Below are 13,702 nucleotides of genomic sequence, written 5' to 3'. Positions count from 1 at the left end.
CATGTGAAATATATTCGCTAAATGCGAAGGTGGAGTGCCGGGTATCGTTTTTCGAAAGCGTCGGCGACAGGGATGTCGCCGACGCAGCGTACAGGGACGTATTCACAGCGGTTTCGAAAAACGATACCCGGTACTTCACCGCCAGAAGGCGCGATCAATACGAGCCTCATGCTGTGTCGTCTTGCTCTGAGCCAAGACAAAATCGATATCCGGTGATTTAATGAATTAAAGGATTTGAATATTTCCCTGTAGCAACGGAGGCCACATGCAGAATATTCTCGTCATCCTCGACAAACCCAAGCATGAACAGATAGCCCTGGAGCGGGCACTGGAGCTGGCGGAAAAGTCGGGCGCGAAGCTGCATCTGGTGAGCTTTGTTTACGAACCCGTGGTCTCCATTCCGCTGCTGTCCGGCTCAGTGCTGAACGTCAGCGATCAGATTCAAAACGAGCGCAAGAAATGGCTGCAAGAACTGCAGAGCGAGCACTCACTTCCTGCAGGCTCCACCGCCGAAGTCATCTGGCACCACGATATCCCCTACTGGACCCTCGACTATCTCGCCGCCAATGACTGCGACCTGGTGGTAAAAACCGCACAAAAACAATTCGGCCGTGGCGGCTTCGGCTCCATTGACTGGCGCATGATTGAGTCGGTTCCCGCGCCACTGTGGCTCGCAGTGAGTACTCACTGGGTGAAACGCGATCGAATCGTTGGCGCCCTGGACCCCGCCATCGACAACCCCCTACACGTGGAATTAAACCAACGTGTACTCGCGGTAGGTGGTACATTGAGCGCGCTAGTCGGGGCCGAGCTAGAGGCCGTTGCCTGTGTGCCTACACACAATGAAGTGGCGGACCTGGATGAATTCCGCGAGCAGGCTGGCGCTCTGCTGCAGGCGATCGATACGGTTATTGCCGACAGCGGGGTAGAATGCAAAAAAACACACTTTGTTACCGGCAAGCCCGCGGTCGAAGTAAACCGCGTAGTTGATCGCAATAAAGCGCGCGCAATTCTTGTGGGGCGTGGTGTGCGTAAGGGGCCGAAAGGTTTCTTGCTGGGCAACACCGCCGAGCGTATCCTCGGCCGTGCCAATACCGATGTGCTGATTGTGCCCTGATTTTTTTGACCCAAGACCCGATAAAAAATAATAAGTAATAACATGATGAAACTACGCAACTGGATTATTCCGACTCTCACGGCTGCTCTGCTATCGACCGGTGCCATGGCGGAGGAGTCCGTCAACAAAAAGTCCACCTACGATCCCCAGTTAGCGTCGGAACTCGGTGCCGATAAATATGGGATGCACAAATATGTGCTGGCGCTGTTAAAGGCGGGGCCGAATCGCGATCAGGACAAAGCGACTGCGGCGGAGCTGCAACGTGCGCATATGGCAAATATCCAGCGCCTGGCGAACGAGGGCGTGCTGGTGCTGGCCGGCCCATTTCTTGATGGCGGTGCATTGCGTGGAATTTATGTATTTGATGTGGATACGGTAGAAGAAGCGCGGAAATTGACAGAAACAGATCCGGCAATACAGGCCGGACGTCTGGTGATGGAGCTGCACCCCTGGTATGGTTCCGCGGCATTAAAAGCCGTTAATGATTTGCATGGCAAGCTGTCTCAGCAAGCGCCGTAATCGTCTCATCTAAAGCAGTCAGAGTCCTTCCGTGAACGAACAGCAGTATCTGTGTGACCATTATCGTTTTAACGCCGAACAGCGCTTAAAAGCCTTTAACTTTTTTGTGGTGCTTTCCATGTTTGCCGATGGCGGTATTTTTACCGCTGTGGAAAAAGGGTTCCACCCGCTCATCCTGGTGCTGCTGGGCGGATTTGTGGTGATTGTATCAGCGGTATTCTGGGTGATGGATATGCGCAGCCGCCAGCTGTTGAACCTGACGGTACCTGGCTTGCGCGCTATTGAAGCGCAGTTGCCAGAGCCGGCACGAATTTTCACCCGTGACCTGAATAACCAGGGCCGCTGTATTCGCTATACCTTCGCTATCCGTGCGCTGATCCTGGGGCAGTTTATTTGCGGTACCGCTGTGGTGGTCTTTGGACTGCTCGCCTGTTTCGACGTAATTTGATACGTCTCTCTCCCAATCGTATTTCAGCTCCAGCCTGACCTTTTCCTGCCCGTTTCATAGCGGGCATTACCATTGTCGCGGGTGGGGGATCATTTCACCCTGCGCTATCTATACTCATCTCCCCAAACGGAAAAATTCTCTAGCGGGAGGCCTCCATGCTCGACCATATTGGTTTGACTGTGCACGACTACGAGCGCAGCAAAGCATTTTACTTGGCGGCACTGGCGCCCCTTGGCTACGAGCTGGCCATGGAGATGGGTGACTGGGCCGGATTTGGCTGGGGTGGTAAGCCACAGCTATTGATCAAAGGTGGCTCCACCACAGTCCCTGCGGTGAATATTGCCTTTAGCGCAGAGGACCGGGAAACCGTGCAGGCCTTTTACCAGGCCGCGCTGAAGGCAGGTGCTGCAGATAGCGCTAGCGAAGAAGGGAGCGCGCCAAGTTTGCGTCCGGAATACCACGCAGATTACTTCAGCGCCTATGTGCGCGATCCCGACGGGCACCGGGTGGAGGTGGTGTGTCATATCCCTGCAGATGCCTTTTGACGCCGTAATTCCTTCAGCGATTCTGGCAGTGCAAGCGCCCTCAACTATCTTGAAATGCATTCAATAAGTTTGATGTGCCGTCGCATTGTGTGTGCGATGGCGCAGTGCACTTCATCCAAGGCAGTGCACCTCATCCAAGAACGCCGCTACTTAAAAATAATAGTGAGGCATCGATGTCCCTAGCTTTCATTTTGACCGTCGCCGTTAATGGATTCACCGAAGCCAACGAGCCACGTCCCAGTGCCGAAGATGATCGAGAAGCCATGGAGGAAGTGGCGGTACTCGGCCGGCAGATCAACTTAAACGGTGAGGCGATCTCTGCTTCGCAGGGTGAAGTCGGGCCGACAGAAATTGGCGCTTGGCCGCTGATCCGCACCGGCGACTTGATGGAGTTTGTGCCGGGCATGGTGGCCACACAGCACTCCGGCAGCGGCAAGGCCAACCAGTATTTCTTGCGCGGGTTTAACCTCGATCATGGCACCGACTTTGCCACCTTTGTCGACGGCATGCCGGTGAACATGCGCACCCACGGCCACGGGCAGGGCTACACCGACCTCAACTTCGTTATCCCGGAAACGGTCCAACGGCTGCGTTATCGCAAGGGGCCCTATTACGCGGAAGTGGGGGATTTCTCTTCTGCGGGTTCTGCGCAGTTTATGCTGGCGGACACCTTGCCCAGGGGCCTCGCCGAACTGAGTTTCGGCGAGCACGGCTATCGTCGCGCGGTGGTTGTAGATTCGCTGACGGTGTCGAGTAGTGATGTGATGTTGGCGGCAGAGTGGCAGGGCTACGACGGCCCCTGGACCGATATTCAAGAGTCGGTACATAAACTGAATCTGTTGGGCAAAGTTTCCTCTGATCTCGCCGGCGGTCGCGGGCACCTGGCGTTTATGGGATACGACAACCGCTGGAACTCACCCGACCAGATCCCCGCGCGTGCAGTGACCCAGGGAATCATCGATGCCTATGGCTCCCTGGATAGCACGCTCGGCGGCAATACGCAGCGCTATAGCCTGTCCGGTGGCTGGACGGGTGCGGTCGCTGCCGGCGAGCTTGCCGTCAGTGCCTATGCCATCGACTACGACTTCACTCTCTGGTCGAATTTCACCTATGCACTGGACTTCCCCGGCCAGGGCGACCAATTCCAGCAGCGTGATGATCGCCGTGTGTACGGGTTTGAGGCTGCGCAAGTTTGGCGGCGCAAAGCGGCCAGCTGGACCCTGGGCTTGCAGGGCCGCCGTGATGATATCGACCAGATCGGCCTGTATCGCACCGTTGCCCGCAAAGTCACGGGAACGGTGCGCGAAGATCAGGTCGTGGAGGATAGCCTGGGGTTGTTCGCGGTTAACCAGTACCAGTGGACCGACACGCTGCGCTCTTACCTGGGGCTGCGTTACGACCACTACGATTTTTCGGTGAATGCCGGCCTTGCGCAAAACAGCGGGCAACGCAGTGATGGCGAGGCATCGCTCAAGGCAAGCCTCGCCTGGCAGCCATGGCCCGTGTCTGAATTCTATTTAAGCTATGGTCAGGGGCTGCATTCCAATGACGCCCGCGGTACGGTCATTCAGGTAGACCCGGTTTCGGCGGAGACGGTAGATGCGGTGGACCCGCTGGTTGGGTCCCGTGGGCTAGAGCTCGGCTCGCGGCTGTTTGTCACCGACCAGCTGCATGCAACCCTTGCCCTGTGGCAGTTGGTGCTGGATTCAGAGCTGCTGTTTGTGGGCGATGCGGGCAATACCGAGGCCAGCCGCCCCACGGATCGACAGGGGGCGGAGGCCGGACTCTACTGGTTTGCTTCGGAGCAGATTAGTGCCGAGCTGGAGTTCTCCTACACGGATGCGCAATTTGCCGGTTCCGATCCAGCGGGGAATGAAATCCCCGGTGCCATTCCCCTCGTGGCCAGTGCGGCCATCAACTATAGCGGTGACAGCGGCTGGTTTGCGTCGCTGCATCTGCGCCACTTTGGCGCCTATCCCTTGTTGGAGGATGGCGCGGTGGAGTCGGCGGGCTCCTCGCTGGTAAATCTTCGCTTCGGGCGCGACCTGCGTCGCTGGCGGTTGCAGTTGGATTTGCTGAACGCGTTGAATTCGAATGACCACGATGTGGATTACTTCTACGCATCGCGTCTGCCGGGCGAGGACCCCGAGGGGGTGGAGGACCTCCACTACCATATCTTCGAACCGCGTACCCTGCGTGCGTCGCTGCGCTACCAATTCTGATCGCCTGCGGAAAACAGCGTGAAACTGCTAGCCATACTCACCGACCCCCGCGATACCGACCGTGTCGCCGCGATTGCCGAAGCGCGCAAGGCCGAGGAGTTTCGCATCGAGGGGCCGGTACAGAGTGGCCATCAGGCCATGCGGCTGCTTACCAGTGACGACAAGGTACAGGCGTTTCTTGACGATCTCGCGCCGCTGGTGGATGGCGTGGCGGGCGCACGCGTACTGGTCATCCCGGTAGAGTTGTCCCTCCCCAAACCGAGTGATGCGCAGCGCAAGAAGGAAGACACTGCGCTGGCGGCGCGCGAGGCGCTGTACGCCAGTGCTGAAAAAAGTGCCCGTCTGGATCGGGATTACGTGATCCTGGTGGTGCTCTCCACGCTGGTTGCCGCTATCGGCATGCTGGAAAACAACGTGGCCGCAGTCATCGGTGCCATGGTGATCGCACCGCTGCTGGGGCCCAATATGGCGTTTGGCTTGGGCACCGCGCTGGCCGACACAGCGTTGATGCGCAGCGCGTTGAAAACACTGGTGGTAGGTCTTTCGGTAGCCGTGGGCCTGTCGGTAGTGATTGGCCTGATCTGGCCGTGGGGGACGCTCAGCAATGAACTGTTGTCGCGCACCTATGTGGGGTGGGACTCGGTGGTGTTGGCGCTGGCTTCTGGCGCGGCCGCCGCGCTGTCGATGACCTCCGGGCTGTCCAGCGTCTTGGTAGGGGTGATGGTAGCCGTCGCCCTGCTGCCGCCGGCAGCGACCTTCGGCATGATGCTGGGCTCGGGCAAGTGGCAATTGGCGCTTGGTGCCGGCCTATTGCTGGCGGTGAATATCGTGTGCGTCAATCTCGCCTGCAAGCTGGTGTTCCTGATGAAGGGGATTGAGCCGCGCACCTGGTGGCAGAAGAAGTCCGCCAACAAAGCCATGAAGATCTATATCGCCGTTTGGGTGTGTACCCTGCTGCTATTGATGGCGGCCATCTATCTGCGCGACCAGTTCAACCTGCAATAGTCTTCCCAATCTCTCACCGGGCATAGAGCTGCGGGGCGTCCTGAGCCCCTGTGTCCCGGCGCCAAGCCCCGGGAGATTCCCTGTATCGATGGCGGATACCGCGGCCGACATGGCCTTGCGAGTGCCCTGCTTTGCTCTGAGGTTACGCAGTTTAGGATGGCTTTGGGTGTGAAAGTTGTAATGTAGGATGTAATTACTACAAATAATCAAAATTTAATATGCAAAGGCTGGATTTTGAAAAATTGGTGGATATAATCGCCGTCGTCACCAAAAGTGACCAAATAATGTTCAGTTCTCGCCTGTGGGGGCCAAAAGCCCACCGCGGTTCAGGTTAAGTATCACTATGTCGCCCCAGTCTCTGTCGCAGGCAACCGAAGCTATTCCTGTGTCTCCTCCCGTTATGGTGCTGGAGGACGAGCAGCCGGTTGAAACTACTCAGTCTACAAACTCGCAGGTCAACGAGCGCCGCAACCGTCGCACGCGCTGGAACGAGTGGCTGCTGGATGTGTTCGCCATGAACAGCTTTTCCTGGGCCATCGCCATTCCCATCGAGCTGCTACTGGCGGGTATGAGCTGGAGTGAACACCTGAAGATTCGCCTGCTGGCAGTGGTGTTTAACTCGGTGATCGCGCGCCCGTTCAGTATCTACCGCGGCTGGGTGGTGAAACGCTTTGGCCGCGGCGGTGCGCTGCATAATTACGCGGTGGATACTTTCGTATTCCTGAGTTTTCAGCTGCCGCTGTATACCGTCAATATGATCCTCGGTGGTGCGTCTATGGCAGAGATCGCGACCGCCTGTATTACCTTTGCCATGATTGCCGGCGTCCTTGGGCGTCCGTACGGGATTTATCTCGATTTCCTGCGCCGTATATGGGCGCGGCGGAGCGCGGCAGCACATGTCACGGATGGCATGAATCCAGCCTCCTGTGGCCTCAAGTAGGTGTAATAGCGTGAAGTTGACTTGCCGGGACGGGTGACTTCCAATGCGCTTGGCAATATTTCCGGCACGTTCGGGAATATTGGCGTAAAATTGGCTTAAGTGGCACGCTTGTTTGGTGTAAAACACCGCTAAGCGAATTGTTCCACTGAGTTGATGGACGTAGGAATAGCGTCCAAGAATTCGCAGCAGGATGCGAAGTATCCGCCGGGGCTGTTAACACCGGCGCACACAAAACCCTCCAATAAGTGCCTCCTTAGCGGGTATACAACGTGGGTTTTGATCGGGTTGCAGGATTAACCCGTACGTACCAATGGTTTCAAGGATGAATATGACCATGACCTACTGCCGCCCGGCGGGTAGCCGCGTTGTCGGTGCCAACACCATAAATGCTCGCCCTGTCGTCGCCCGTACCTGTATCGCCGCTGCGCTGATCGCTCTCGCGCCGACGGCTGCATACGCCTTTCCCGGCCAGGCACTATTGCTTGATACCGGGGTCCCCTTATTCTGGTTATTGCTTGTGGGAGCCGCATTCGTCGGCGTGGTTACGCTCTATATGCGGTTGCGTGCCCAGCTGCAGGCGTCCGGGGAATCCGCTGCTGTCCGTGTCTCTGACTTGCAGGCAGAAAACGCCAAGCTGTTTCGCCAGGTGCAGACACGGGTTCATGAGCTGATGGAGCGGGACAAGCTGCTGGAGGAGGTCAAACTCTCGGTAGCCCAGTCCGAAGAGGAGCACCGGGATTTCCTGTCCATGACTGGGCACCGTATGCGCAAGCCCCTGGAAACTCTGGTCAGTACCATGAGCCTGCTCTCCCGTGGCGGTAATGATGAGACCCGGCACCTGGCGGATGCGGCCTTGGGGCAGTGCCGTACCCTGCGAAGTAATATCGAAGAGATTCAGCGAGCCGGCCAAGGGACTCCCGAGGGCGTAGGCGCCGCTGCCCAGGTACCCGCCGTTGCGGCACAGAGTGTTGAGGAGGCGCATCAGCCACTGAATATTTTGTTGGTGGAGAATGATGGGCACGCCAGCCTACGCCGGCGGCTAGAGGCCGGCGGTCATGAGGTACGCTGCGAGAGCAATGGCATTGATGGCGCCGAGGCAGCCCTCAAGGCGAAATACGACTTGGTGCTAATTGATGTGCGCCTGCCGCTGATTGATGGTGTGGAAACCGCGCGGAAAATGCGTGGTGACTATTCCAATGACAACCTGCTTATTTTCGGCATGCTCGACAGCCTGAATAAGGGTGATCGCGAGCACTATATGGCGAAGGGCTTGACCGGCGTGTTGCCGAGCGAGCCTTCCGAGGCGCAGCTGGCGCAGTTGCTGAGCTGGGTGGAGCAAAAAGCCCAGGGCAAGCCGGCCACGAGTAAAACGTCTCGCGCCAACAAAGTACTGAATTCAAGCACGCTCGAGCGGCAGCGGGATACCCTCGGACATCTGGCGTTTGCCGAGTTACTTGGGGAGCGCCTTGCCAGCCTGCCCAAGAAGATTACCGCCTTTACCAGTGCTCTCACTGGCCGGCACTGGCTCGACGCCCAACATCAGGCACAGGCGATTGCCGCCGAAGCGGAAAGCATAGGGCTCGAGGTTGTCGCCGGGCGCTTGAAGGCCTTGTCTGCTCGTCTTTCCATCGACAGCGAACGCGATTACTGCCGCCACCAGCGCACCGAGATCCTCGGGTTGATGCGCTCTTCCATTCAACAGCTGAAATCCTGGCGCGAGAAAAACGTCCATACCGAGTGGGCGCTGAGATAAACCCGGTGATTGCCGCGATGGGTAGCCGCGGGCAGTGGTTATCCTGAGTGGCAATAGCGCTTACACTTAGCGCTGGTTTAATGAATGCGAATAAATGGAAGTCGAGCCATGTCCGAGCAGTACCCTGTCGAGCAACAAACGGAACGCGAGCGCTCTGCCCGCGACATCGCCACTCTGGTGTACCTGATTCAGGCGATCAGTATTTTCACCGCGGTCCCCTTCTTTGTTGGTGTAATTATCAACTATGTGAAGCGCGGTGATGTGCGCGGTACCTTGGCCGAGTCCCATTTCCGCTGGCAAATCCGCACCTTCTGGTACAGCTTGCTGTGGTTTGTGATCGGCTGGGCGACAGTATGGATTCTGATCGGTTTTGTGGTCTGGGGAATCAGTTGGATTTGGGTGGTCTATCGCGTAGTGCGGGGCTGGTTAAATCTGGCAGACAATCGCCCTGCTTACTCTTAAGTCATAGAGTCTTAAGTCGCAGCGTCGATTGGTAAATGAATTGAAGTTGTAATGATAAACGGTGAGAGAAAACCGTTGAGCGGCCAATTGGCCGCTCTTTTTTTGTCTGCAAAATACAGCAGAGTGTGGTTTAGAGCCCGCCCATCAGCGCAAGTACAAACAGGTCCGCGGGCAGCTGCTGGCCGTTAACCGCCAGAACACCTTTATTCAGTTGCAGGTGCATGGTCAGCTGGCCGTTCTCTTCCAGCAAAAAGCCGTACTGCTTTAGCGCGCTTGCCTGCATGATCAGCGGCGATTGCATCAGCGCCTGCTCGGACGCAGAAATGTTCGCACTGCCCTCCAGACTGTCCAGCCAGAACAGTTTGTCGTTCTGTACTCGCTGATTGCGCGGAACCCCTTTCCAGTCCACATCCAATTGCAGTTGCATGGGCCCATTCGCGGTGGCGATATCCAGTTGCTGTTGCGCCTGGAGTGGGCGCTCGAACACCTGCGGCCAGCTGCGCTCGGCGGAGGGCTTTAGCAGCAGGCTGTACAGAAAGTGGTGCAGATCGTCATAGGTGACTGCAGGCAGGTGAAGCTGCTGCGTCAGGCTGCTGGCCGGTGTGGCGGACTGAATGTCCGGTAGGTTTAAGGCGGTTTGCACCTTGAGGGTCTGCGGTGCAACCAGCTCACCGGTATAGTCCAGTACAACATCGCGCAGTTCCAGAGGGCCGGAATCGTTGTTGGTCCGCACCAGTGGCAATTTGACCTGCAGGGTGCCTGCGCCGGTTGGCGCCAGAGTAAAGTCGCCACTGGCGGATTGCAGGTACAGCGCCTCGCGGTGGCCGTCCATGCGCACAAACTCACCCAGTTCGAAGCGGCTATCTTGCTGCTGACCCATGTAATCGGTCACCAGGCGAATCTTGCCCCCGGCAAACTGGATTTGCTGATCGGCCACGTTGCGATCGATGGGTTGCAGGTGCAGGGTGTTGATCACACGATTGTTGGTGGCAACGAGGGTTTCGACCACCACTGGACTGTCATCGAGCACTTGGCTTATCGGGCCGTAGTAGGCCTCCAGTTGGTGGCGCAGGGAGGGCTCCAGCTGCTTGCCGGTCAGGCGGGTTTCCGCGTACAGGGCGCCGACCTTGAGGCCGCTGCGGGTGAACAGTACTGGGCCGTGCTGGATCTCGCTCTGGGTTTCGGTCTTGCCGTCCTTGCCGGTGAGCAGGGTCACCGCCTCGGCGCCAAACCAGCCGCGCTGATAGCCGGTCAGTTCGATATTGTCTTGCTGGTTGAGTTGCTGTTGCAGCACAGTTTCCACTTGGGGCCCGATCAGGCGGGGGGCGATCAGGGCAGCCAGTAACAGCAGGGCGGTGACGGCGACAAGGCCAAAACGTAAGACTTTCATGCGGACAAATTTCAGGCGATTGGATAAGAGCGCCCGATAGTAGCAGATCAAGATGAATCTAGTGACCCCGTGATCCGCGCAGGGGGTATTTGCGGGGCAACTTAATCCCCTTTTAATCCCCTTCGATACAGCCGCTCTCACCGGAGATGGCGCGCGCTACTTTCGAGTTGCTCTCGCGCTCTAATGCGCGGGAAATAAAATTGCCCGCCTTGGCCAGTCGCGCCAGGTCCACACCGGTGTGGATACCCAGTCCGTCGAGCATATAGAGCACATCTTCGCTGGCTACATTGCCCGAGGCGCCGCGCGCATAGGGGCAGCCACCGAGGCCGGCGACCGCGGAATCCACCACGCTCACACCGGCCTGCAACGCTGCATAGATATTTGCCAGCGCCTGACCATACGTGTCGTGGAAGTGCACCGCGAGTTTTTCCAGCGGTACCTGCCGGGCGACCGTCTCGATCATGTGGCGCGCTTTCTCCGGGGTGCCGACGCCGATGGTGTCGCCGAGGCTGATTTCGTAGCAGCCCATATCCAGCAGGGCGCGACTGACCTCGGCAACTTTTGCCGCGGGAATATCGCCCTCGTAAGGGCAGCCAAGCACACAGGACACATAGCCGCGCACCGGGATGCCATCTATGCGAGCTTGCTCGGCCAGCGGGCGGAAGCGTTCGAGGCTTTCTTCGATTGAGCAGTTGATGTTTTTGCGGGTAAAGCTTTCTGAGGCTGCACCGAATACCGCGACTTCATCGGCCTGGGCGTCCCGGGCGCGCTCGTACCCGACCATGTTGGGGGTGAGCGCACTGTAGGTAATGCCGGGGGCGCGCCGGATACCAGCAAGGACTTCTTCGCTGGCGGCCATTTGCGGCACCCACTTTGGGCTGACAAAGCTGCCTGCCTCGATGACCTGCAGGCCGCTGTCGCTCAGCAGGTCGATCAACTGCACGCGGGTCGCTACCGAAATCGGCTGCTTTTCATTTTGCAGTCCGTCGCGTGGACCGACTTCGACCATTTTTACCTTGTCGGGCAGTGACATTGCCTTGAACCTCGTTGGGTATTCTTCACTGGTTGCGCTTGGCGGGTCGCCCCACCTGCTGTACATGGCTTGCTGTACATGGCTTGCTGTGCCTGGCTCGCTGTACGTGGGCTGTTAGGTCTCGACTGTCTCACTGCTGAAATCGATCAGCAGGCTGCCACCGTCGACTAGTTCGCCCGGTGCGCAAAAGAATTGGGTCACGGTGCCGTCCGCCGGTGCGCGCAAGGTGTGTTCCATCTTCATCGCTTCCATTACCAGCAGCGGTTCGTCCTGTGCGACTTGTGCGCCGGGCTCCACCAGTAGGGTGACAATGGTGCCGTTCATCGGCGCTTCCAGTCCGTGTGCCGCATCGGTTCCTTCGCCGATATCCGGTGGCAGGATTTTGAAGTCGACCTGCTCGCCGCTGACGAATACCGTGCCTTCATTATCGTGGGATACGCTGGAATAATTCACCCGGCGTCCGTCCAGTACGGCGACTCCCTGGCCGTGCAGCGCGGAAACGGTACCGCTCTGATTGTCGACGGCCGAGTTGCATCGCCAGTGCAGGTTTTGCTCACCGCCGGAAAAATGAATCTCGATTTCGCGCCCGTGTACTTCCACCGTCTGGTTGCGCCACACCGTCAGGCCGTTGCGCCAGTTGTTACCGCTGTGCCACGGTGAGTGCGTGTCTGCCTTGGGGGCGGAGCGGTGCTGATCGCGGGTTTCGCGATGGGCAAGAAACACGGCAATGGCAGCACACTGCTGCGAACGCAGTTGCTGCTCCTGTTGCAGGATTTCCTGTTCGTGATCCTCAATAAAATGGGTGTTCACGCGGCCGTTCACAAACGCGGTGTGATTGATCACCCTGCGCAAAAATTCAATATTGTGGCGCAGGCCGGCAATCTGGTAGTGCTGCAGCGCGCGATCGAGTTTTGCCAGCGCTTCGCGGCGGTTACTGCCATGCACGATGAGCTTGGAGATCATCGGGTCGTAGTGCACGCTGATTTCATCGCCGGTCTGCACGCCGGTATCCACGCGCACGGATTGGGTTTCCGGCGGCGGCTGGTGGCGTAACAGCTTGCCGGTGGCCGGCAGGAAATCGTTGTCCGGATCTTCCGCGTAAATGCGCACTTCAAATGCGTGGCCGACGATATGCAGGTCGTCCTGTGCAAGTGGCAGGGGATCGCCGGCGGCGACGGCGAGCTGCCATGCCACCAGGTCCTGCCCGGTAATCATCTCGGTGACGGGGTGCTCTACCTGCAGGCGGGTATTCATTTCCATAAAGTAGAAAGAGCCACCGGCATCCAACAGGAATTCCACGGTGCCGGCACCGACATAGCCGATTGCGTGCGCGGCGCGCAGCGCGGCCTCGCCCATTTTTTTGCGGGTTTCTGTTGGCAGGCCTGGCGCTGGGGCTTCTTCCACCACTTTCTGATGGCGGCGCTGTACGGAGCAGTCGCGTTCAAACAGGTAAACCCCTTTGCCCTGTTTGTCGCAGAACACCTGAATTTCCACATGGCGCGGATTCACCACGTAGCGTTCGATGAGCATGATGTCATCACTGAAGGCGTTCTGCGCTTCGCGCTTGGCGGCTTCGAGTGCGGCGTGGAACTCGTCTGGCTTGTCTACACGGCGCATGCCTTTGCCGCCGCCGCCGGCGGCTGCCTTCAACAGAACGGGATAGCCAATGCGGTTGGCGTGACCTTCGAGAATACCTGGGTCCTGGCTCTGGCCGTGGTAGCCCGGGACCAGTGGCACATTGGCCTCTTCCATAATGCGCTTGGCGGCGGACTTGGAGCCCATGGCTTCGATGGCGCCGGCGGGAGGACCGACAAAGATAATGCCGGCTTCTTCACAGGCGCGGCAGAAGTGCGCATTCTCTGACAGGAAGCCGTAGCCCGGATGAATGGCGTCGGCGCCGGTGCGTTTGGCTGCGTCGAGGACCTTGTCGATGTCCAGATAGGATTCTTTTGCGGGCGCGGGGCCTAGGTGCACGGCTTCGTCGGCTTGCTGTACGTGCAGGGCATTGGCGTCTGCATCGGAATAGACCGCGACAGTGGCAATGCCGAGACGGCGTGCGGTACGGATAATGCGACAGGCAATTTCGCCGCGGTTGGCGATCAGCAGTTTGCGAATCATGGCTGGCTCTGTTTGGTTTTTCGCGCTCTTGGTGGAGCTCTGTTCCGGCTTTTCTGGCGGCCGTGTAGCGGAGGCGAGTTTTCAGGAGCGCTGTGAACCCATCCCTGGGCGCTTCGTCGCAAACTTCCTGTTTGCGACGATCCTGAAAAC

At 58.2% G+C, this 13,702-nt stretch carries 12 protein-coding genes; 9 read left to right on the top strand and 3 right to left on the bottom strand.

All coding sequences use genetic code 11. The features are described 5' to 3' along the window. Window positions 1–265: 265 nt before the first annotated feature. The 9 genes from Mag101_RS16100 (at window position 266) to Mag101_RS16060 (ending at window position 9,011) form a co-directional block, all read left to right on the top strand. The gene (locus Mag101_RS16100; protein ID WP_077407383.1) at window positions 266–1,117 is read left to right on the top strand and encodes a universal stress protein; all 852 of its coding nucleotides are present in this window, start codon (window positions 266–268) and stop codon (window positions 1,115–1,117) included. 42 nt (window positions 1,118–1,159) lie between these two features. After that, window positions 1,160–1,636 (top strand): YciI family protein, encoded by a 477-nt coding sequence (locus Mag101_RS16095; RefSeq protein WP_077407379.1) that lies wholly within the window; start codon window positions 1,160–1,162, stop codon window positions 1,634–1,636. A gap of 31 nt (window positions 1,637–1,667) precedes the next feature. Further along, window positions 1,668–2,084, top strand: coding sequence for a hypothetical protein (locus Mag101_RS16090; protein ID WP_077407376.1), 417 nt, complete (start codon window positions 1,668–1,670; stop codon window positions 2,082–2,084). 155 nt (window positions 2,085–2,239) lie between these two features. Beyond that, the gene (locus Mag101_RS16085) at window positions 2,240–2,629 is read left to right on the top strand and encodes a VOC family protein (RefSeq protein ID WP_077407373.1); all 390 of its coding nucleotides are present in this window, start codon (window positions 2,240–2,242) and stop codon (window positions 2,627–2,629) included. 173 nt (window positions 2,630–2,802) lie between these two features. Further along, window positions 2,803–4,851 (top strand): TonB-dependent receptor, encoded by a 2,049-nt coding sequence (locus Mag101_RS16080; protein WP_232325060.1) that lies wholly within the window; start codon window positions 2,803–2,805, stop codon window positions 4,849–4,851. 18 nt (window positions 4,852–4,869) lie between these two features. Continuing rightward, window positions 4,870–5,856 carry a TIGR00341 family protein gene (locus Mag101_RS16075; protein ID WP_077407370.1) on the top strand — a complete coding sequence of 329 codons (987 nt, stop codon included), beginning with the start codon at window positions 4,870–4,872 and terminating at the stop codon, window positions 5,854–5,856. Between the two features lie 343 nt (window positions 5,857–6,199). Beyond that, window positions 6,200–6,796: an L-alanine exporter AlaE gene (gene alaE / locus Mag101_RS16070; protein ID WP_077407367.1), complete on the top strand. Its 597-nt coding sequence runs from the start codon at window positions 6,200–6,202 to the stop codon at window positions 6,794–6,796. A 322-nt stretch (window positions 6,797–7,118) separates the two neighbouring features. Beyond that, window positions 7,119–8,549, top strand: a complete 1,431-nt coding sequence (locus Mag101_RS16065; RefSeq protein ID WP_198040013.1) for a response regulator — start codon at window positions 7,119–7,121, stop codon at window positions 8,547–8,549. A 108-nt stretch (window positions 8,550–8,657) separates the two neighbouring features. After that, window positions 8,658–9,011 carry a DUF4870 family protein gene (locus Mag101_RS16060; RefSeq protein WP_077407362.1) on the top strand — a complete coding sequence of 118 codons (354 nt, stop codon included), beginning with the start codon at window positions 8,658–8,660 and terminating at the stop codon, window positions 9,009–9,011. Between the two features lie 130 nt (window positions 9,012–9,141). Here the strand turns inward: Mag101_RS16060 and Mag101_RS16055 are convergent, their stop codons facing one another. The 3 genes from Mag101_RS16055 to Mag101_RS16045 all read right to left on the bottom strand — a co-directional run bounded on the left by Mag101_RS16055 (window position 9,142) and on the right by Mag101_RS16045 (window position 13,552). Next, window positions 9,142–10,401 (bottom strand): DUF945 family protein, encoded by a 1,260-nt coding sequence (locus tag Mag101_RS16055; protein ID WP_077407359.1) that lies wholly within the window; start codon window positions 10,399–10,401, stop codon window positions 9,142–9,144. Window positions 10,402–10,513: 112 nt separating this feature from the next. After that, a complete protein-coding gene (locus Mag101_RS16050; RefSeq protein WP_077407356.1) occupies window positions 10,514–11,434 on the bottom strand; it encodes a hydroxymethylglutaryl-CoA lyase in 921 nt (306 codons plus the stop codon). A 114-nt stretch (window positions 11,435–11,548) separates the two neighbouring features. Then, window positions 11,549–13,552, bottom strand: a complete 2,004-nt coding sequence (locus Mag101_RS16045) for an acetyl/propionyl/methylcrotonyl-CoA carboxylase subunit alpha (protein ID WP_077407352.1) — start codon at window positions 13,550–13,552, stop codon at window positions 11,549–11,551. Window positions 13,553–13,702 lie beyond the last annotated feature (150 nt).

Origin of the sequence: Microbulbifer agarilyticus (genome assembly GCF_001999945.1) — a bacterium.
GTDB lineage: Bacteria > Pseudomonadota > Gammaproteobacteria > Pseudomonadales > Cellvibrionaceae > Microbulbifer > Microbulbifer agarilyticus_A.
This window is presented reverse-complemented; position numbering and strand designations above follow the sequence as displayed.

What these genes read in the sequence shown, in the direction of transcription:
- Mag101_RS16095 (WP_077407379.1), top strand. Translation starts at nt 1,160, where the DNA reads ATGATGAAACTACGCAACTGGATTATTCCGACTCTCACGGCTGCTCTG.
- Mag101_RS16045 (WP_077407352.1), bottom strand. Translation starts at nt 13,552, where the DNA reads ATGATTCGCAAACTGCTGATCGCCAACCGCGGCGAAATTGCCTGTCGC.
- Mag101_RS16100 (WP_077407383.1), top strand. Translation starts at nt 266, where the DNA reads ATGCAGAATATTCTCGTCATCCTCGACAAACCCAAGCATGAACAGATA.
- Mag101_RS16080 (WP_232325060.1), top strand. Translation starts at nt 2,803, where the DNA reads ATGTCCCTAGCTTTCATTTTGACCGTCGCCGTTAATGGATTCACCGAA.
- Mag101_RS16060 (WP_077407362.1), top strand. Translation starts at nt 8,658, where the DNA reads ATGTCCGAGCAGTACCCTGTCGAGCAACAAACGGAACGCGAGCGCTCT.
- Mag101_RS16050 (WP_077407356.1), bottom strand. Translation starts at nt 11,434, where the DNA reads ATGTCACTGCCCGACAAGGTAAAAATGGTCGAAGTCGGTCCACGCGAC.
- Mag101_RS16085 (WP_077407373.1), top strand. Translation starts at nt 2,240, where the DNA reads ATGCTCGACCATATTGGTTTGACTGTGCACGACTACGAGCGCAGCAAA.
- Mag101_RS16065 (WP_198040013.1), top strand. Translation starts at nt 7,119, where the DNA reads ATGAATATGACCATGACCTACTGCCGCCCGGCGGGTAGCCGCGTTGTC.
- alaE (WP_077407367.1), top strand. Translation starts at nt 6,200, where the DNA reads ATGTCGCCCCAGTCTCTGTCGCAGGCAACCGAAGCTATTCCTGTGTCT.
- Mag101_RS16055 (WP_077407359.1), bottom strand. Translation starts at nt 10,401, where the DNA reads ATGAAAGTCTTACGTTTTGGCCTTGTCGCCGTCACCGCCCTGCTGTTA.